Origin of the sequence: Agrobacterium burrii, assembly GCF_017313405.1 — a bacterium.
Taxonomy (GTDB): domain Bacteria; phylum Pseudomonadota; class Alphaproteobacteria; order Rhizobiales; family Rhizobiaceae; genus Agrobacterium; species Agrobacterium burrii.
Genome location: NZ_JAFLNA010000003.1, coordinates 76,067 through 95,477, shown reverse-complemented (window position 1 = coordinate 95,477; position 19,411 = coordinate 76,067). Strand labels below are relative to the sequence as shown.

Genomic DNA, 19,411 nt, shown 5'->3' with positions numbered 1-19,411 from the left:
CTTACGCGTTGCGCCACGTCCGCGCATTGTCCACGGCACGTGCGAAGCGATCATGATCTGCGGCATCAACCGATCCATCGGGCATGAATATCTCTGTATCGTTTCGCATGGCGGCGACATCGATACCGCACAGCTCCGCCAGACCGAGCGCCGTCAACTCCCGCATGGCCGGCACGCAGATGGTCCGGCCGCTGGCGGCCGCCAGAAAACGGGCGAAATAGCGACTATTCGACAGGCCACCGTCGATCGAGATCGTGTCACCGATGGGGGTTGCAGCCGGCATCGCATCGATCAATCGAACCGTCAGCATCGCAATACCTTCCAGCAACGCACGCACCATGTCGCGCCGCTCGGTGGCGTGTTCCATACCGATGAACAACGGCACGGCCTGTCTGTCCCAATAGGGTGCCGCAAGGCCCGAAAATGCGGGCACGCACACAAGGCCGCGCCGAACGGCCGATGGTCCCTCGAAACCGTCGAGTTCGGCATTATCCGCATATAGGCCGACCTTTCGCGCCCATTCGAGCGCGGCACCGGCATCGTATACCCCTCCCTCGATAGCGAAAACGGCCGGCGCGCCTTGCCTGTGCCAGCCAATAGTCGGCAAAAGCTCCCCCGTCAGCGGGCGCTCGTTACCAGCAACAGCCAACAGGAAAGCTCCCGTGCCAAAGGTTATCTTGCAATCACCGGGTTTGCGGCAACCATGCCCGTAAAGCGCCGCCTGCTGATCAACGATGGAAACGCGGACGGGCGTTGCCTCGATTGCGCCGAAACCGCCATCGACAGGGCCGATAACGGGCAGGCAATCCAGCGGCACACCGTGAAGCATGCAGAGTTCCGGGCTCCAGCCTCCGGTTGCCAGATCAAGCAGCCCGGTGCGCGAAGCCGTTGCAAGATCGGTGCGGAAACAGCCGGCCAGCCGATCCAGAAAAAACGCATCGGTGGTGCCCAGCCGCAACCGCCCGGCCGCCCTTGCCTGCGCCACGGCTGGATTATGCTCGACCAGCCAGGACAGTTTGCTTGCCGAAAAATAGGGATCAAGCGGCAAGCCGCAAATCTCTTTCGAACGATCCGCTGCCGATGGCGGCAGAGCGGCAAGAGCATCGGCGGTGCGGGCATCCTGCCAGACGATGACCGGCGACAGCGCCTCACCGCTTTCGGCGTCCCACGCCAGGCAACTCTCGCCCTGATTGGCTATGGCAATGGCATCCACCGGCCCGGCAGCGGCAAGCACCGCGCGGATATTGCGCAACAGTTCTTCGGGGTCATGCTCCACATGGCCGGGCGCCGGATAGAACTGCGCATGACGCAGGCTGGAGACGACCTGCGCCATGCCGTCGCCGACCACAAGGCATCGCGTCGATGTCGTTCCCTGATCGATCGCCGCAATGCGCATCAATTTGTCTCCCGAAAGTCAAAGGCAATCTGGCTTGCTTCAAACGCAGCGCGGGGAATGGGCACGAGCACACGGCGCTCCGGCAGCCACGGGCCGCTCTTGCTCCACACTTCCGTTCCATCAAGATGAAGCGAAAGCCGACCTTGAACACGTTTGGTAAAACGTAGCTGAAAGTCGCGAAAAGCGGGACGGTCAAGCCCTCCCCTGCGCACCATGGTGGGTACCACGAGTTTGAGCGGGTCAGCGAAAGTGACGGGTATCGCCCGGTCGTTGCAGGGTTCGCGGGCAAGATCGGCGGCAACGGCAGCGCCCACGCGGCGGCCTTCACGAAACGACCAGCCGCCCGTTTCCACGGCCCGCAACAGGTTTCCGCTGGCAAAAAAGACAGGGTTAGCCATCCGGCCGTCCTGATCGATCATCGGACCGGCGCTGCCTGCCGCCACATCGACTGCGGATGCATTCAAAAGCGCCGCCTCCGGCGTGAACCGGCCGGTCATAAGAATACCATCGCACTTGACAGTCAGGAGACGGCCATCCGCCAGTCGGATGTCAGCCTCCTCGACACGGCCGCGCCCGCGAATGTCCATAAGCACGGCACCACAATGAAACGGCACCCCGACCAGTCGCGGAAACCATTGAAAAGGCAACCGTGCCAGCGGTTCCGGCTCAGGCTCGATCATCGCCACAGGCCGCGCGCGATGCGTCAGACAGGTGAGAAGCGCAGAGAATGAAACCAGTTCAGAGCCAATGACAAGCGGCCGACGAAAGGGCATGATGCCATGAAAGGCAACATAGGATTGCAGCGCGCCGGTGGTGATCACACCCACCGGCCGGTCGCCGGGCAGAAGCAGCACCGAGCGTGGTTTTTCCCGTGCGCCGGTGGCCAGCACGATGCGCCGGGCCTTCATGCTCTCGACACCGCGCGCCGATGTGACCAGCAATGCGCCATCCTGTCCGAGTTCGACCACGGAATGACCGGTGCGGATATCGACACCGGCATCCTGCACTTCCTTCTCTAGGCGTTGCGCATAGGCCGGGCCGAAATAGACGCGCCCGAATTCGCGCATACCGAAAGGCGAGTGCGAGCAATGCCGGGGCGCGCCGCCAAGCGTCGGCTCGCGCTCGAGGAGCATCACATGCGCGATGCCACGTGCTTTCAGCTCCAGAGCTGCCGCCACGCCCGCCGGGCCGCCGCCCACCACAATGACATCGGCATAGGAAGCCTCTTCACGCTCTTGCTGAAAAGGCTTCACGGTGCTCATGGCTCGTCTCCCGCGCTGACCGCAAGCGGTACGGCCAGACGTTCGCCCGTCATCGCGGCGAGCCGGGCATTGCAATAAAACCCCTGACAGCGCCCCATGCCGGCACGGGTGCGCCGGCGCAGCCCGCCAAAATCGCCCGGTGGCACCGGACTGGAAAATGTCGCATCGATCTCACGCCGGGTGACGAGTTCGCAATGGCAGACGATTTCACCGTGATCGGCACGCTGCCAGTCCCGCTCGCAGGTTTCGGTCAGGTTGGGCATCGTCACGTCAGGCACGGAGAGAGGCAGTTCAAAGCGGGTGCCGAAACCTGCGTGAAGCGTCAACGCATGCTGTGCCAGCCCGAGCGCAGCGCTGAGGCCGGTGGAACGCACGCCGCCGAGCGTGATCGCCCGCCGGTCCGGCCGCGCGGAAATCCGGTAATGCTTCTTGTCAGATGCCGGGCGCAAGCCGGCATAGACGGCGGTCACGGAAATGGGAGCGAGTGCCGGAACGATCTCCGCGCCGCGCTTCAGCAGCGCTTCCAGCGTCGCCGTCTCCACGGTCGCCCGCTCGCGGTCATCCTGCTCTTCCGCCGTTGGGCCGATCAGAACATTGCCGAAGGCGGTGGGACAGACCACGATGCCCTTGGTGATTTCGGTGGGAACAGGCAGGACGATGCGCGGCACATGCCGGCGGGCAGCCTTATCGAGAACGACGAATTGTCCCTTGCGCGGCATGATGGTGAATTCGGGCGAAAGCCCCAGCCGCACATCAACGATATCACCAAACAACCCGGCGGCGTTGACAACGCTTGCGGCAAGGATTGGACCCGCCGTCGTCTCGATCCGCCACGCGCCATCGAACGAACCGGACAGGACTTCGGCATTGCGCACCAGCTGCGCCCCCAACCCCACTGCCTGCGTGAGATAGCCCAGCGGCGCGGACCACGGATCGATGATGTGTTCGCCCGAAACTTCGAGCGCGGCGGTGAGATGGCCGGACAGGCCGGGCATGGTTTCGCGGGCCTGCCGGGCCGTTAGAAGGTCGAGTTCGGCAATGCCGTTGCGCCGCCCCTGCTCGGCAATCGCCGCCAGTCTCTCCGCCTCATCCGGATTCCAGGCGCAGACAAGTGCACCGGTCTCGACGAGGCTGAGGCCCATCTGCCCATGGATGGACAGATATTCCGCCCGACCCGCCTTTACCAGTTCCAGTTCCAGACTGCCTCCCGGCGCATCGAAGCCGGTATGAAGAATGGCGCTGTTGGCCTTCGAAGCCCCGGAGAGAATATCAGCGCCCTTCTCGATGACGACCACTTTCGCACCGGCCAGAGCGAAACGACGGGCGACCGCGCAGCCGACAACCCCGGCACCGATGACGGCAACGTCGAATTCCGTGGAGAGGCTCTGGACCATTGGTTTCCCCTTCGTAGTTCAAAACGAAATCAACAGACGTGACGGATCGCGCCGATGCAGGAGGCGTTCATCAACGGGAATGAAATTAGTGCTGGTTCCGGCCAGACAAAGCCGGCGCCGACCCTTTGAATTTAATCGGCCTCACGAGGAATATTTCTCGATAGGCCTCCCGCCCTTATTTGACAAAAGTCTTCGTCAGGCCCGCCGTTCGATCGACGATCAGGACGACGGCAAGCGTCAGCACGATCAGAAGAACGGAAATGGCCGCAACAAGCGGATCAGCCTGGGTTTCGACATGCTGATACATGGCGACAGGGAGCGTTGTGATACGCGGACCGGTGAGGAACAGCGAAATCACGGCCTCATCGAACGAGACGAGAAAGGAAAGCGCCGCCGTCGCGACAACGCCCGGCGCGATCATCGGCATGGTGATACGGCTAAAGACGGTGAACGGCGAAGCCCCGAGCGTCGAGGCGGCCTCTTCGAATATCAGCGGCAGGCCGGCGAGCGACGTGGTGAGCACACGCAGGGCGTAGGGCAGCACGATGATGAGATGCGCGATCACCAGGCCGGTGAACGTGCCGAGCAGACCTGCACCGGCAAACACGATCAGGATCGCGAGGCCGAGAACGATGGTCGGCAGAAGCAGGGGCGCTGTGAAGAAGGCAAGCAATGCATCTGCGCCGATCACCCGCATGCGGACGATGGCGTAGGAGGCCGGCAGCGCAATCAGCATCGACAGCACCGTGACGATGACGGCGAGGAGCGTACTGGTGCCCAGCGCGCCAATCATCTTGGAATTGTGCATGAGCTCGATATACCAGCGCAGGCTCCAGCCGGAAGGCGGAAAGGTCATGTAGCTGTCGGCCGAAAAGGAGATCGGCACGACGAGCACCACGGGCGCAAGCAGAAAGAGGAACATGACAAAGGCGATAATTTTCAGCGCCAGCGGAACGGGACGTTCTTCCATCTTCGATCTCCTTTACAGAACAGCCCGCAGAAGCCGGGAATAGAGCACCAGGGCAGCCCCGAAAATCACGAGGATGATCATCGAAAGCGTTGCGGCGAGGGGCCAGTTGAGCGTCACAATGGCCTGATCGTAGATTTCCGTCGCCAGAAGGAAGACGCGGCCGCCGCCGAGCAGCTTGGGGGTGATGAACGAGCTGACGGCCAGAACGAAGGAGAGCAGACAACCGAGCGCAACGCCGGGCATGGTGAGCGGCACGATAATCCGCCAGAAGACTTTCCAGGGCGATGCGCCGAGCGTTTCGGCAGCCTCCTCGACCCGTGGATCAAGCCTGCCGAAACCGGCAAGCAATGCGAGGATCATATAGGGCATCAGGATTTCGGTGAGGCCGATGACCACGCCGATCTTGTTGAACAACAGACGCACGCCGCTTTCAGCGCCCAGTGCGAAGAGGATGTTGTTGATGAGGCCGTCATCCGCAAGGATCGCGATCCAGCCATAGGTGCGCACCACCGCCGAGGTGAGCAGCGGCGAAATGACGAGTACGAGCAGCAGCGTCTTCCAGCGGCCCTGCGCCCTGTGAAGATAAAGAGCGATTGGGTAGGAGGCGACCAGCGTCAGAACCGTGATCATAAGGCTGGTCAGGATGCTCTGTCCGATCAGTTCGATATAAAAACCGTCTGTCAGGGTGGACGACCAGTTTTCAAGCGTGTGGGCTTCCCCGAGACCGCCGCCGCCGAGGCTTTCGCGGAAGGAAAGCAAAAGCAGGTTGAAGACGGGCATCACGAAAGCCAGACCATTGACCGCGATGATCGGTCCGAGCAGGAGCGTTGCCAGAAATACGATGGAGGAGGTGCGGCTGCCGGGAGCCGTGATCATGACCGACGCTGTCATTGGTTTGCTCCGAAAACCAGCGTGTCCTCCACGCGCCAGACGAGGCTGACTGCGCTACCTGCCACTACCGGTGTTTCGCCACCGGACGTCGCACGCTCCACGGACATAATCTGCCCGCCGGCGGCGATCTCGTAGTGGAGAATGTCGCCCGCATAATAGACATCGCGCACTTCGCCGGCGATGCGGTTGACCGGCGCTCCATTGAAATCAGGCACAGCGTCGCCGGCAATCGTCATGGCCATGCGATGTGGCCGTACCATCAGGTCGATCTTGCCGGCGTGTGAGCCGGGTGCACGCAAAACCGCATCGCCGACCGTGATGCGATCGCCGGCCGCGTTGCCGACCAGCCTGTTGGTGCGGCCAACGAAGGAAGCAACGAAAGCCGTCGCCGGGCGCTCATAGAGATCGTGCGGCGTACCGAGCTGTTCCAGGCGCCCGCCGTTGAGGACGGCGACCTTGTCGCACATGCTGAGCGCCTCGACCTGATCATGCGTGACGAAGATGGAGGTGATGCCGAGCTGTTTCTGGATACGGCGGATTTCGGCGCGCATCTCGTCGCGCAACTTGGCGTCAAGATTGGAGAGCGGCTCATCGAACAAGAGGATGGAAGGCTGGATGACGAGGGCGCGCGCCAGTGCGACCCGCTGCTGCTGGCCGCCGGAAAGCTGGGCGGGACGGCGGTCCTCGCGCCCTTCCAGATGCACCATGGCAATGGCTTCACGCGCACGGCGTTCGGCCTCGGCAGCCGGCACCTTGCGCATTTCAAGACCGAACATGACGTTCTTCAAAACCGTCATGTGAGGGAAAAGCGCATAGCTCTGGAAAACGAGGCCGATGTCGCGCTTGTAAGGCGCAAGCTGCGTCACATCCTTGCCGCCAATCAAGATCGAACCTGACGAGACGGGAGAGAGGCCCGCAATCATGCGCAGCGATGTCGACTTGCCGCAACCCGAAGGACCGAGGAAGGCAACCAGTTCGCCCTTGGGAATCTCGAGGTTGAGATCATCTACGGCGACCATGGTCTCGTAGCGCTTGGTTAGTGAACGAATCGAGAGGAATCCGGGCTGCATGATGTCTGAAGTTCCCATTCTGGCTTTTTGCCTTTCTCCAGGACATGTCCGGCCGGTTAGGCGCGGAAGTGGCCTGTCCCTTGATCTATACAGTCGCAGCAGAACTTCGCTGCGCTGTTTCACGGCGTTTCCCGTATCGCAGACATGCCAGGCCAAAGGGAATGCATGTCCGTCTTACCCCCTCCGCCGACCCCAGTGTCGACAGAGGGAATGTGTTGTTTTCTTACTTCCGCAGCCGCATGAGTGATGCGGAAGATCTGCCATTCTGCACGAGCCTTAGCGGCTGAGCGGGATGACCTTGCGACGCCAGTCCTGCGTGATCTGATCGCGGACCTTTGAAAGGCCGATCCAGTCAACCGGAATAACCTTGTCCATCGCCTTGATGACCGTGCGCTCGCTGACATCGTCGGCGACGGTGGCCTTGGTGTTGGTCGGCGCATAATACATGGCGGCGGTAAAGGCGGCCTGTGCTTCAGGGCTCAACGCATAATCGACGAATTTACGTCCCGCCTCGGACGATGGGCCGCCCTTGACGAGATTGAGCGTATTGATCTGGAGGATCGTGCCTTCCTTGGGAAGCGCAACCTTCATCTTGCCCTTGGAGCCATCGGCATTCACCTGGCTGCGGGCATTCCAGCCCACGCCCAGGGAAACCTGGCCGTTGACGACATTCGGATAGACTTCCGGCTTCGGCTCCCAGGTCTGAATGTTTGGCGCAACTTCAGCCATCGCATTGATGCCGGCGTCGATATTCTTGATGAAGTCAGTGCCGCCATTCATGTGGTCCATGATGATCGTCGTGCCGATACCGACAATATCCGGAGCGCTCAACATGGCGACTTTCCCCTTGAGGGCACTGTCCTTCAGAGCGTTCCAGCTGTCCGGAGCAGTCTTAATCGCATCGGTATTATAGATGAGCACAAGATTGTCGAACGTCACCCCGACGCCTGCCACGCCTTCGAAACGAGCGTTGGGATAGAGGTCGGCGACGTTTTTGGTTACGCTTTCATCGATCTTGTCGAACAGACCTTCATCCGTACCGGTTTTGGCAACGGAGACGTCCATCAGCGCGACATCGGCCTGCGGCGCAGCCTTCTGGGCGCGCAGCGAACCAAGCATGGCGGCAGAACCCTGCTGCGGGAAATATTCAACCTTGATATCCGGGTTGGCGGCCATGAAAGGCTCGATGACGGCCTTGGTGTAACGCTCCTGGAAAAGGCCGCTATAGCCGAGGAACGTCACGGTCTGCTGGGCGTGCGCCGGCAGAGCCGCCGCGCCAAGCATGAGAATCCCGCTCAGAAGTATAGATTTCTTCATTGTCCTGTTCTCCTCTATTATTATTATTGGGAGTGGCGGACTGGTCCGCCACCCGTAAGGCGGTGTCAGGCGCTCAGCTTGGCCTGAACGAGCTTGTTGGCGCCGGAAATATCCGGCAACTTCTCGCCGTTGCGCAGACGCTCCAGAAGCACGAGTTCGGCTTCCTGCATGCCGATGGCGCGCTCGGCCATGGCGCGGGCCTGGCTCGGATGAAGGGCGACAACACCGCTTTCATCGCACAGGATCGCATCGCCCGGATTGATCATCTGGCCACCGACGCTGATCGGAACATTGATCGCGCCTTCAAGGCCAAGGATCTTGGTGGTGATCGGCGATGGGCCGCGGCACCACATGGGCATATCGACCTTGACGAACTCCGAAAAGTCGGTCGCCGGTCCATCGACCACGCCAGCCTTGACGCCGGCCATTTTCATCGTGTTGGTGATGACGCCGCCCCAGCAGGCGTGGCGGGTATCACCGCAGCGATCAATGAGCACGATATCGCCCGGACGCACAATCTGCGTCAGGTAGTGAAGCATGGTCGAATCGGCGTTCGGGATGCGCAGCGTGACGGCGGTACCGGCCACCCGCTTGCCCGGAAGAACCGCGCGGATTTCCGGATCGACGAAGCCGGAATGAAGCACATGGCCGATCGTTGCGACTTCGACCTTTTCAAGAAGATCGACGATATCGGCGTCGATCTGCTCCGGCATGGGATTGACGATAAACATAAGTCTTTCTCCGATCAGAGCACGTGGTGGTTTGCCACCGGCACGTTGGCACGCACCTTGGCCGAATAGTCGAAGTCGAGGGCAGCACCTGCGGTCCCGACGGTGTCGGAGCACTGGGCGATGATGTGGCCCCAGGGATCGATGACCATGGAATGCCCCCAGCACGCCTTTTTGCCGCCCGCATGGGTGCCGATCTGGCCTACAGCCAGAAAATAGGTCTGGGTTTCGACGGCGCGGGCGCGGGCCAGCACTTCCCAATGGTCCTTGCCTGTCATCAGGGTGAAGGCGGCTGGCAGAACGATCACGTCCGCCCCCCTGTCCCGCAGGGCGCGGAACAGTTCCGGGAAGCGGATATCGTAGCAGATGCCGCAACCGACCGTCTTGTCGCCGACCTTATAGGTCACGACGTCTTCGCCGCGGGCGACGGAGTCGGACTCACGGTAGCTGATGCCGTTCGGCGTATCGACGTCGAACAGGTGCATCTTGCGGTAACGGGCGATCTGCTTGCCATCCGGACCAAAAACGAGCGTCGAATTGTAGAAACGGTTGCCTTCCTTCTCGACGATGGAACCGGCATGCAGCGTAATCGCGTGCTTTTTGGCGAGCCCCGAAAGCAGCGTATAAATCTCGCCATCGGGAAATTCTTCCCCGCTTTCATGCATCTCCTGAGGATTATCTCCAAGAAATGCAAAGTATTCTGGAAGAACAACAAGGTCCGGATTATCCGCCTTGACTGCTTTTTCGATAAGATTGGCAGCAACCTTAAGATTTTCTGCCTTGTCGTTCTGGGTATTCATTTGAACAAGTGAGACTTTCACGTTGCTCTCCTCTCATGTTGCGAGGAGAATTAAGAACGGGAACGGTTTTCATGACAAACGGAAAAACTCTATCGGAACCCATAAGGTAAGCTTATAGATTAATCATTTCGTGTTGCAGCGCAAAATTTAGGCGGCAACAGTCATCCATTGTGTGGTGGTTTCACTGACGATTTCCGTCGCCATATCGGCAATGGCCCGGGCGAGCGCGTTGTCGCCACGTTCCTGATAAACAGTGTGGAATGTCAGGGGCGGTACAGACGGCGCAATATCGAGGATACGCGCTTCCCCGGACTTGATGATGCCGTCCACCAGCACGCGCGGCAAAGCGCCCACACCGACGGCCGCTGCCACGAGGCGGGTCATGATTGACAGGGAATTGGAATTATAAATACGGCTGTCGGACAGTCCGTGGGCATCGAGCAGCGCACGCAATGCCTGGTGTGGCTGAGAGCCGGTCGAGAAGGTAAGTAGCGGAAAATGTGCGATATCTTCAAGCGTGACACCTGTTTCCGGCAATGGCAGATCAACCGCACCAACCCAACAGGACTCGAACGTACACAGCGGCGAATTATAGATGTTCGCAGCCATAACCGGTCCCATGATGAAACCGACATCCACTTCGCCGTTTTGAATGCGCTGGGATAATTTCAGACTGGTATCGATGGTCAGATCCAGGCTGACACCGGGATATTGTTCGTTCATTCGACGAATAAGAAGCGGCAACCAGGCGTAGACAATGGTATCCGCAGCGCCGATACGCACGGTACCTCTCAGCGCCTCGCGGCTGCTCACGATCTGCCGGAATTCCCCGGTCAGGTTGACGATCTTTTCGGCATGCTGCAGCGCCAGACGACCGGCCGGCGTCAGGTTGACGCAGCGCACATCGCGGGTGAACAACACGACACCAAGCTCTCTTTCCAGAGCGGCAATCCGGTTGGACACCGACGCCTGGGTCGTGTGCAAACGTTCCGCCGCCGCCGAAAAGCTGTTCAACCGTGCAGCCCAGAGGAAGGTTTCGAGAAATCGCGTATTCATGAGGTAAAATCTTCTCGCATGGCTCCGCGATCCAGCTTTGCATTGCCGGTTCGTCTTGCCCTTGGCCCCTGTGGTTCAAGTGCCAGTATGTCCGATGCACAGGCCCATAAGCAAGGGATCAGCGCTGAGTCACTTGGCACGGTGCGCGGCACGCTCATCGAATTGCCCCGAGCAGCTTCATGGCTGAAGCTTTAACAGGCACGACAATTCCACCGGAACAGACGTGGATTAAATAGCTTCCTGCAGTGTTCTCTTGGGTACGACTACGCACGTACAAAGGAGCTTGCACCGTGAAATCTCCCTATTCCGCCATCTTCGTGATTGTGGCACTGGCCTGCACGCCCGTGTCTGCCAATCCGTTCTCATCCGCCGCCGGACATTATCGAATCGATTCTACATCTCACATCGGCTTTTCAATTGACCAGATTGCCGGCCCGGGGATCAAAGGCACAATTCCCGACATATCCGGCCGCTTCGACATCGACCCGGACCAGCCGTCCAAATCCTTCGTGGAAATCAAACTGAACCCTTCCAGCGTCCAGACGGGACAGGAACGCGTGGAAAATTTCCTGAGATCCAGTGCGGTTTTTAATATCGCCGCTTACCCGCAAATCATGTTTCGCTCCAGCCGCGTTACTCAGGACGGGCCACGCAGCGCAGTGGTCGAAGGTGTCCTGACGGCCAGAGGCGTATCCAGGCCCGAAACGTTTCACGCAACATTCGTTGAGCAGCAAAAGGGATCCGTCACCTTCCACGTCACCGGAAATGTCCCCCGCATGCCCTATGGCATGGGTGTCGGCGTGCCGCTCTATTCGAATACAGTTGCGTTCGACATAGACTTGAAGGGCGTCAGATAGAAACAAAAAAGGCCAAAAAAGCCAGTGGCGTGGGATTAAGTGCAGCTGGCTGGTGTTCTGTATAATGTTGGACATGTTGTCCGATCCGTTACCTCCCAAGGGACTAACTTATGCGTGTGCATCTCGTCGATGGATCGTCGTCCGGCTATGATGGTTGTGCAGGGAAATGGCCGTTGCTCGCCGCCTCGAAAACCGACATGGCGGATGGTGACGACAAACCGGTCACCCGCAAGAATGGGACGGTGCACTCGTCACATGACGAAAAGCCGCCGTATCGCTTACGGATAGACAAGAGGTCCGCCGACGCCACAGACGATGGCGTCGGCAATATCTGGCACCTTACCAAGGAATAGCACCCATGCCGGATTTTCTGGACGAGATTACAGGTTGCATACCAGCGCTTCGACGTTACGCGAATGCGCTCACGCACGACCGTGACACAGCTGACGATCTCGTCCAGGACTGCCTCGAAAGGGCCATCCGTAAAAAGGCATTGTGGCGACCGCAGGGTCCGTTGCGTCCCTGGTTGTACCGGGTGCTGCTCAACGTCTACCGCAACAATCTGCGCGGTCGAAATCGGCGGCCGTCGCAAATCCCGATTGACGATGTTGCGGAACAGCTGTTCGTGCCGGCGGCGCAGACAGGCCGGATAGCGCTTGCTGAAATGGCCCGCGCTATTGAAAAACTCTCCGGCGAACAGCGGGAGGCGCTCCTCCTCGTCGTCGTCGAAGGTCTAAGTTATGCGGAAGCGGCAAAGGTTCTTGAAATTCCGCTGGGCACTCTGATGTCCCGTCTGGGGCGAGCCCGAACAGCCCTCGCCCGAATGACCCAGGAAGACCAGCCAAACCTCAAGGTGATAAAATGACTGGCAGCCAGCCGCAGATAACCGAAGCCGATCTGATCTCTTATGTCGACGGGCAGCTCGACGACCAGCGGCGGGACGCCGTTCGTACCCATCTCGCCGCCAATCTCGCTGACGCACGCAAGGTTGAGCTATGGCAGCAGCAAAATGCCACGTTGGCGGCTCTCTATCCTCCTCTTGATGTAGACGTTTTACCTGAGCGCCTCGATGTTTATCGTATGGAGCGGCGATTGCGATCCGAGCGCGCCGATTGGCGCAACATGGCGGCGGCATCCATCCTTGTTCTGGCTGTTGGGCTGACAGGCGGCTGGTTCGGGCGTGGGCTTCTCTCGCAGGTCGCGGAACCTGCCCATTCCATCGTGACGGATGCGACGCAGGCACATAAATTGTTCGCTGGCGATGTTCTCCATCCGGTGGAGGTTCGCGCCGACGCAGAGGACGCCGCCAATCTGCCAAAATGGCTGTCGAAACGGCTGGATCGCAAACTGAATATCCCGGACCTCACCCGCCATGGTCTGTCCCTTGTCGGTGGACGGGTACTTCCCAGCTCACAGGGCGCCGCAGCCCAGCTTATGTACGAAGACAAAAGTGGACAACGCGTCACTCTTTATATCGTGGCTGCGGCTGAAGCGAGCGACACCGCCATGCGTCGCTCCAATGTCGGCTCGCTGGAAACCGTATCCTGGGACGACGAAACGATCCGCTGCGCCCTGGTTGGCAACCTGCCATCCGACCGCATGGACGCCATTGCCAAAGACACCTATCAACAGCTGAGTTAGCCAATGACCCATTTCGAGGATCATCGTGATAGCGCACCGACGGATAAACGACTATGGCGTAATTCGCCTAGATCCTTCGGGCTGGTGGCGATCACCTTCCATTGGACGATCGCGGTCCTATTCCTCGCCCAGCTTGCGCTGGGATATCTGATGAGCCGCGACAACATCGACCCGGTGCTTCAGTTCGACCTTTTTCAGTATCACAAGTCGATTGGATTTCTGGTGCTCGCCCTGGCCGTACCGCGTTTCATTTGGTCAGTTTTCAGCAGAAAGCCATGGCCACTTGATGGCGAAGGTCCGGTTTCCCGGTTGGGCGCCCGGGCAGCTCACACTGCATTGATGTTCCTCACCTTGGCCGTTCCCATTGCCGGCTGGGCAGTAGCGTCGACGTCTCCCCTGCAAATCCCCAGCTATGTATTCGATCTCATCGTTGTGCCGGGGTTGCCCTTGGCAATCTCCGACCAATCCGAGGCCTTCTGGACTGACGTTCACGCGACTCTGGCGTATCTCGCAGCAGGGGTTGTGCTTCTTCATGTGGCAGCGGCGCTGTGGCACCATTTCATCCGAAAAGATCCGACCCTTCGGCGTATGATCCCCTATCCTGCAGGCTCGGATACAGAGAACAGAGCCGCATGATTTCTACACCAACGCAAAAAGCCCCACGAAGGGGTTTCTTTCATAGGACTTGAATGATTTGGTTGCGGGGGCTCGCAACTACCGATACCGACATTCGCTGGAAATTGCGATTTAGCAGCGCTTAAAAGACAGACGATCGCGCCTTCCAATATATGACTGTTGATTCCGTCCCACTTGACTCATGGTTACGATTACCCCTGACCCAAGGTTATGGATTCTGACCACTTATTCTGACCGTAGACTCAATATTATGGGGCCCGCCATCTTTACGCGGAAAGAGAAAATCAAGGCGCTGGATCTGTTAGTTCATCCTGCTGCTTTTAAATGGACGAAAGTGCAAGTGCGCATGCACGAAGAATTACCTTTCGATACTAACCAGTGTACTTGAGTGACTTGGTTTGGGACAAAGCCCTCTTTCCTGGCCCGTAACGTGAAAGACGGCTTCTGGCAGATCCTATCATTTTCCGGTCCGGTCTCCTACTGTGATTTCGTGGCGTACGCGCCGAATTTCGAATCTTGACTCGCATAAGGGGATGTCGGTGCCGACAGTAAGCCAGTTTTTCCAGCCGCCACTATATTGGCAACAGTTCGAGGATCTTGCACACGGGTTGCTGGGCGAGGTCTACAGCAGCCCCGACGCGCAGCAGTTCGGACGCCCCGGCCAGGCTCAGGACGGTATAGATGTCTTCGGTCGCTCTAAGCGCTACGGAATGATCGGCGTCCAGTGCAAGCGCCTCTCAGATCTCGACGAGAATGGCAGTCCATTCCCCGGCGGACCGATCACTCGGAAGCTCCTGCGCCAGGAGGCCACCAAATCCCTCGGGTTCAAGGCCAAGCTGTCAATCTGGATACTTGCCACGACCGCCCGCCGTGACACAGCTGTGCAGAACTGGGTGAATGAGCTCAATGAGGAGTGGGAGGCCGACAATCGAAACTGCCGTGCCATGGTCTGGTCGTGGGACGACATCGTCGGATACCTCAACGCGTTCCCCGAACTTCAGCGGTGGTACTACGAGGACGTCATCAAGGTCCGTAACGCCAAAGATCTCGACGAGTTCGTGCTCGCCACGATCCGGATGGCGTTCTCGAGGCCCGCGTTCGAAGTGCCTCTCCACTGCGAGAGTCCGAGCGAATTTCTACAGGCTCTGTCGGATACCCAGCGCGCCGTTCGCACTGGTGAGTTGCTTGATCGGGAGAGCCGCCAGGTGATCCGCAAGGCCGTCGGAGGATGGCACGATATTGACGACCGCAATGTCCGCGATGGCCTTCGCCTAGTCAACCAGTTGCTCAGGCATCTGCGCACCCAGATCGTGACTGGCCAGAAGGACGGCAGGATCCGGCACGTAAATGGCTTATTGGACTTTACCGACATGCGTTTCGCGAGAGAACTCGAAGACCATCGCGAAAAGTGCGTGGAGGTTCTCAACGAGGTTCTTGCAAGTGTGGGGATGGACCCGGTGGGTTGAGGCCAGCTGTGCCGATGTCGTGAAGCATGGGATACCCCGATCAGCAAAACCCAGCGAGCACCTCTGCGGAAACTTCCTGATCTATGGTGCGGGGGACCGTGACCTGATCGAGACCAGACGATCGACTAGGTTGAGAGGCAGTGCGAGAGCCCGCTAGCGCACTCGAAATCGCGCGCTTATCGCGGTATAGGTTCGCCTTCGACCGCACGACGGGGCAAAAAATTGGAATATGAAAAGTTCATATCCGAAGCGGACATCGAGATGCTGATTGAGGCGGAGCCGTTCACAAAAGGAACAGCGCGGCATGCGTATGCCCTCTGCTTGTCGTACGCTACCCAACACCGATATATTCTCTCTAATGCTGGAGGAGGTGGTCAATGACGGGACAGAAAAAAGCGAAGCAGACCCAAATAGCTATCCTAGGATGGGGGTCGCTGATCTGGGATGTGCGTCCAGAATTCGACATGTATCACGATGAGTGGCTACTTGACGGCCCGACCCTGCCACTTGAGTTCTCACGCATATCGGAAAGTCGCAAGGGAGCACTCACACTCGTCATCGACACCCAGCATGGTGCGCCGTGCAGGGCCGCCTACTCGCTCAGCTGGCGCAGCAACCCTGATGACGCGATTGCCGATCTGCGCTGCCGCGAAGGTACGATCATGAAGCGAATGGGCTTCCATTTCCGCGATGGAAGCCGGACTTGTGCGCCACCCGTGCCGGACGCAGTCGCCGAGTGGGCAGCCGAAAAAGAATATGATGTCGTAGTGTGGACAGGGCTGCCCAGCAACTTCAAGGATAAGACTGGCAAAGAGTTCTCAGTCGCAGAGGCAATCCGTCACCTCCAGTCGCTGACTAAAGACGGCAAGTCTATGGCCGCAATTTATGTTTGGAACGCACCGGATCTAATCCGAACGCCTCTAAGAAATGCCTTACAAGTCGAGCCATGGTTTGCCGCGTCTGCAACCGCCGGAGATGCAGCACATACCAATGCATCCCTAGGCGGCGGTGAGCCGCCCATCTAGCTCTGCTCTGCAAGTAGGTCTTTGAAGTTAATCAGAATTGCTGCGGACATTTCTCTGACTGAAATCCCGTGCAGACGCGCTAATCCCTCGACAGCGACCCAAACATCGCTTGGTGTGGAAGGATGACCGCTGGTTTGTGTGAACGGTCCGTCCGTCTCTGTCAAAATGCGGTCGAGAGGCAGAGCTTTGGTTATTGCTGCCCGCTTTTCACTTACAAGCATCTCTGCGTTCACTGAAAAATAGCAGCCGAGATCTACCGCCCTCTTTGCCTCTTTCGCGGTACCGGTGAACCAATGAAGCACAACGCGTCCACGCTGGGGCGGCATGTATTGCTCGACCATGTCGAGCACGGCTTTCGTCGCTCTGACGCTATGCGTCGTGACGATCTTGTTCCCCGCCGCCGCACAGAGCGTCAGCACACGAGCGAAAATCTCTTTTTGCGTCTCAATCGACCTGTAGAACCGCGGGCCGGCGTCCAATCCAACCTCACCAACATAGCGTGTTAGCGGCAGCAACTCCTCCCACAGCCCAATCTCGCGGGCGCGCTCGCCCACCAGTTGAGGATGCAGGCCGAGAGCCGCGCGAACGTGACGAGTGGCGGACGCCAGTTCGTGGTTCCGCGGCCAAGCTCTAGGCGTGGTGGTCACGGCGAGGGTGAACACGCCATCGCTCTCGCAACGCTCCACTGCAGCCGCGTGGTCAGGGTAGAGATCGAGGTGGCAATGAAAATCAACGAGACTGGATCGCATGGTGCCTCTTACGATGGTGCGGCTCGAACGTCAGTCAGCAAGCGCCCAACTTCTTCCAATCCGCGGCGGTAGACATCAGCCAAGTCATCGTGACGGGCAGGATCATCATAGAGCGGCCCTGGCTTGTGGATGAGGGCTTTGGCGAGTTCCGGACGCTTCGATAGCCGCGCGATCGCAATCTGGAAGGATCGGACTTGCTGACCTTCGGCCTGCTTGGTGTTTAATATGGCTGCTTTGAGGTCGGGTACACCGTAGATTGTCGAATCATTGCCTTGCAGAGAGGCGCGACGAATGAGGCATGGCAGGCAGTATCCGCAATGTCCCTGTGGCTTCTTCTTAAAACGCCCCTTTGTTGGCGAAGAACACGATAGCGACAGTGGGGCGAGCTGCTTTAACAGGGCCGGATTTGCGCATTGGGCGACCATCTCCCCCTTGGTCTTTTGCCAATAGGGATTTTCGACCTTGCCTCTGATACCAAGTGCTCGGAGCAAATCGTTCCACCGAGCCATGTAGAAAGGGTGCGTCGTCCGTGTGCTGAGCGCGCCAAGCCGGAGCCGATCAAGCGGCACATTGAGCGCGATCAAGCCGTTTTCCGGAACCTTCAGCACGAAGTCGCGGTCGAGCGCAGTCCCGGCGGCTACGCCCAGCGAAAAAAACAGGAACGAGCGGCCGCGTGTGGTGTCCTCCGATCCGACGTCCTCGACAAACCCACTATCAAAGCTCATCCATACCCGCAGCCGATCGAAGGCGGAGGCTTTATAAGCGGCTTTCAAACCGTCGAAGCACTGCTCCTGCGACTTGCTGACCAGTCCTTCGCCGGCATGGCTGACCAGAAGTGGCGTCTCGCCGGCATTCAGACTGTCGATCGCACCGATCAAACTGTCCAAACCACCGGAGAACAAGCTCACGCCATCGAACGGGGTGGGAATGAGAGTGGGCGCGGCAGGAGAAACCAGATTCGCATAGCCCTTAGCCCGTTTGCGGAAGCCCACGTCCCATTTGTCGCCTGTCAGGAAGTTAAAGGCGCGAACCAAGATCGGCGCGGCGGCCGTCCATCGCACGGGATCGCTCACGGGGACGACCAATCGAATCTCGCGCGTCCAAGCATCCTGCGATTCGGTCGAGCGGGAAATGCGGGTGTCCGCTGCGTGAACGTGGGCCGCGACCACGAGTATGTCCGCTCCGATCTCGCTCGGGGTCAGGTGCAGCGCCTTGAGGTCGGCCAAGGCGTGGCCGATCCCATGATCGAGACGCTTGCCCGCCACCAACTGCAAGATCGATGCGACTTCGTCGCGCGCCTTTGGAACACGGATCTTATCGTCCTCGCCCAAACGGCCGATGATGACATGGCGCCTCATTTCGCTGCCTCCCCATCACCCATCGTCTGCAACACATCGAAGGCGGATTGATAGACGTTGGTTACAAAGCCCATCACCGCATCTGGGGTCAGAGACTGAATGTTGACACCTGCGGCGTTGATCGCGTCGCTGACACCTCGCTGGATGAAATCACGCAATTGCGCCTGTACCCTCTCGGCCGCGCGCGGATCGGCGGGCAATGTTACGACCTTGGTGCCGATGTCGTTGCAGATGCGCGCCTCGATCGCGTGCGTCGCATATAGTTCGAAGACGGTCTGGATCTGCCCAGATGTCAGCGCGTCGATGTCGGTAATACCGGCACCGGCGAGATCGGCGATCGTCTCGACGAAGGCGTCTCGCGCGATCCCCTCATCAATCGACCCACCTTCGGGGCAGATGTAATCGGCGAGACCCGTGAACACTTCCTCGATCGGACGCCCGGCGAGACTTTCGAGGTTGAGCGTCCGTAGCGCCTCACGCACGCCATTCGCGCTGGCGTCGTTGAGGAACCTGACCAGTCCAGCGCCCGCCCCCCGCGAAGAGCCCATTCGCTGCGCAGCCTGGCGTGAGCCCCCTGCTGATTTGGACACATATTGCGAAACCGCGCGGCCGAGGCTCCTACGATCGTTTCCGCCTGAACTTGCGAAACGCGTGAAATTGCTTCGGGCGGAAGTGAATCGATCCGACGCTCCTGCCGGCGCCATCGGCCGAGGTGCTGGCGCGGGAGGAACCGCGGGCGGCGCTCCAGCAGGAGCCGAGGATTGCGTTCCGTCGCCATCAGCCGCGCCAGTTCCG

20 protein-coding genes are annotated in these 19,411 nt (G+C 59.3%); 7 read left to right on the top strand and 13 right to left on the bottom strand.

All coding sequences use genetic code 11. The annotated features are described in order from the left end of the window. Position 1: 1 nt before the first annotated feature. The 10 genes from JZX89_RS07145 to JZX89_RS07100 form a co-directional block, all read right to left on the bottom strand. On the bottom strand, positions 2-1,396 hold the full coding sequence (locus JZX89_RS07145; RefSeq protein WP_207133602.1) for an FGGY family carbohydrate kinase: 1,395 nt from the start codon (positions 1,394-1,396) through the stop codon (positions 2-4). Further along, positions 1,396-2,658 carry an FAD-dependent oxidoreductase gene (locus tag JZX89_RS07140; protein WP_207133600.1) on the bottom strand — a complete coding sequence of 421 codons (1,263 nt, stop codon included), beginning with the start codon at positions 2,656-2,658 and terminating at the stop codon, positions 1,396-1,398. The genes JZX89_RS07145 and JZX89_RS07140 overlap by 1 nt, the downstream gene beginning before the upstream one ends. Further along, positions 2,655-4,052 (bottom strand): NAD(P)/FAD-dependent oxidoreductase, encoded by a 1,398-nt coding sequence (locus tag JZX89_RS07135; protein ID WP_207133592.1) that lies wholly within the window; start codon positions 4,050-4,052, stop codon positions 2,655-2,657. Before JZX89_RS07135 ends, JZX89_RS07140 begins: the two co-directional genes overlap by 4 nt. 175 nt (positions 4,053-4,227) lie before the next feature. After that, positions 4,228-5,022 (bottom strand): ABC transporter permease, encoded by a 795-nt coding sequence (locus tag JZX89_RS07130; RefSeq protein ID WP_149899771.1) that lies wholly within the window; start codon positions 5,020-5,022, stop codon positions 4,228-4,230. Between the two features lie 12 nt (positions 5,023-5,034). After that, positions 5,035-5,913 carry an ABC transporter permease gene (locus tag JZX89_RS07125; RefSeq protein WP_207133591.1) on the bottom strand — a complete coding sequence of 293 codons (879 nt, stop codon included), beginning with the start codon at positions 5,911-5,913 and terminating at the stop codon, positions 5,035-5,037. Continuing rightward, entirely contained in the window at positions 5,910-6,983 is a 1,074-nt protein-coding gene (locus tag JZX89_RS07120) for an ABC transporter ATP-binding protein (RefSeq protein WP_149899769.1), read from the bottom strand. The genes JZX89_RS07125 and JZX89_RS07120 overlap by 4 nt, the downstream gene beginning before the upstream one ends. Before the next feature lie 276 nt (positions 6,984-7,259). Further along, positions 7,260-8,300 carry an ABC transporter substrate-binding protein gene (locus JZX89_RS07115; RefSeq protein ID WP_142840624.1) on the bottom strand — a complete coding sequence of 347 codons (1,041 nt, stop codon included), beginning with the start codon at positions 8,298-8,300 and terminating at the stop codon, positions 7,260-7,262. 65 nt (positions 8,301-8,365) lie between these two features. Continuing rightward, on the bottom strand, positions 8,366-9,031 hold the full coding sequence (locus tag JZX89_RS07110) for an RraA family protein (protein WP_153516405.1): 666 nt from the start codon (positions 9,029-9,031) through the stop codon (positions 8,366-8,368). A 14-nt stretch (positions 9,032-9,045) separates the two neighbouring features. Then, a complete protein-coding gene (locus JZX89_RS07105; RefSeq protein WP_210348392.1) occupies positions 9,046-9,828 on the bottom strand; it encodes a carbon-nitrogen hydrolase family protein in 783 nt (260 codons plus the stop codon). A 147-nt stretch (positions 9,829-9,975) separates the two neighbouring features. After that, a complete protein-coding gene (locus tag JZX89_RS07100; protein WP_142840627.1) occupies positions 9,976-10,884 on the bottom strand; it encodes a LysR family transcriptional regulator in 909 nt (302 codons plus the stop codon). Positions 10,885-11,174: 290 nt separating this feature from the next. On the opposite strand from JZX89_RS07100, the gene JZX89_RS07095 reads away from it, so the two are divergent. The 7 genes from JZX89_RS07095 to JZX89_RS07065 all read left to right on the top strand — a co-directional run bounded on the left by JZX89_RS07095 (position 11,175) and on the right by JZX89_RS07065 (position 16,509). After that, on the top strand, positions 11,175-11,741 hold the full coding sequence (locus JZX89_RS07095; RefSeq protein ID WP_174373146.1) for a YceI family protein: 567 nt from the start codon (positions 11,175-11,177) through the stop codon (positions 11,739-11,741). A 110-nt stretch (positions 11,742-11,851) separates the two neighbouring features. After that, positions 11,852-12,094 (top strand): COG4315 family predicted lipoprotein, encoded by a 243-nt coding sequence (locus JZX89_RS07090; protein WP_207133586.1) that lies wholly within the window; start codon positions 11,852-11,854, stop codon positions 12,092-12,094. A 5-nt stretch (positions 12,095-12,099) separates the two neighbouring features. After that, positions 12,100-12,606 (top strand): sigma-70 family RNA polymerase sigma factor, encoded by a 507-nt coding sequence (locus JZX89_RS07085; RefSeq protein WP_153516403.1) that lies wholly within the window; start codon positions 12,100-12,102, stop codon positions 12,604-12,606. Beyond that, positions 12,603-13,382, top strand: coding sequence for an anti-sigma factor family protein (locus tag JZX89_RS07080; RefSeq protein WP_207133584.1), 780 nt, complete (start codon positions 12,603-12,605; stop codon positions 13,380-13,382). The genes JZX89_RS07085 and JZX89_RS07080 overlap by 4 nt, the downstream gene beginning before the upstream one ends. Before the next feature lie 3 nt (positions 13,383-13,385). Beyond that, positions 13,386-14,018, top strand: a complete 633-nt coding sequence (locus tag JZX89_RS07075; protein ID WP_207133582.1) for a cytochrome b — start codon at positions 13,386-13,388, stop codon at positions 14,016-14,018. 539 nt (positions 14,019-14,557) lie between these two features. Then, complete coding sequence (locus tag JZX89_RS07070) at positions 14,558-15,484, top strand: hypothetical protein (RefSeq protein ID WP_151653898.1); 927 nt, start codon at positions 14,558-14,560, stop codon at positions 15,482-15,484. Positions 15,485-15,861: 377 nt separating this feature from the next. Further along, positions 15,862-16,509 (top strand): hypothetical protein, encoded by a 648-nt coding sequence (locus JZX89_RS07065; protein WP_151653896.1) that lies wholly within the window; start codon positions 15,862-15,864, stop codon positions 16,507-16,509. Here the strand turns inward: JZX89_RS07065 and qatD are convergent. Genes qatD through qatB form a run of 3 tightly spaced genes read right to left on the bottom strand, consistent with a single transcriptional unit; the run spans position 16,506 to position 19,320 of the window. Next, a complete protein-coding gene (gene qatD / locus JZX89_RS07060; protein ID WP_151653894.1) occupies positions 16,506-17,258 on the bottom strand; it encodes a Qat anti-phage system TatD family nuclease QatD in 753 nt (250 codons plus the stop codon). The genes JZX89_RS07065 and qatD overlap by 4 nt on opposite strands. A gap of 8 nt (positions 17,259-17,266) precedes the next feature. After that, entirely contained in the window at positions 17,267-18,616 is a 1,350-nt protein-coding gene (qatC, locus tag JZX89_RS07055; RefSeq protein ID WP_151653892.1) for a Qat anti-phage system QueC-like protein QatC, read from the bottom strand. After that, the gene (gene qatB / locus JZX89_RS28530) at positions 18,613-19,320 is read right to left on the bottom strand and encodes a Qat anti-phage system associated protein QatB (RefSeq protein WP_305820679.1); all 708 of its coding nucleotides are present in this window, start codon (positions 19,318-19,320) and stop codon (positions 18,613-18,615) included. The genes qatC and qatB overlap by 4 nt, the downstream gene beginning before the upstream one ends. Positions 19,321-19,411: the final 91 nt, after the last annotated feature.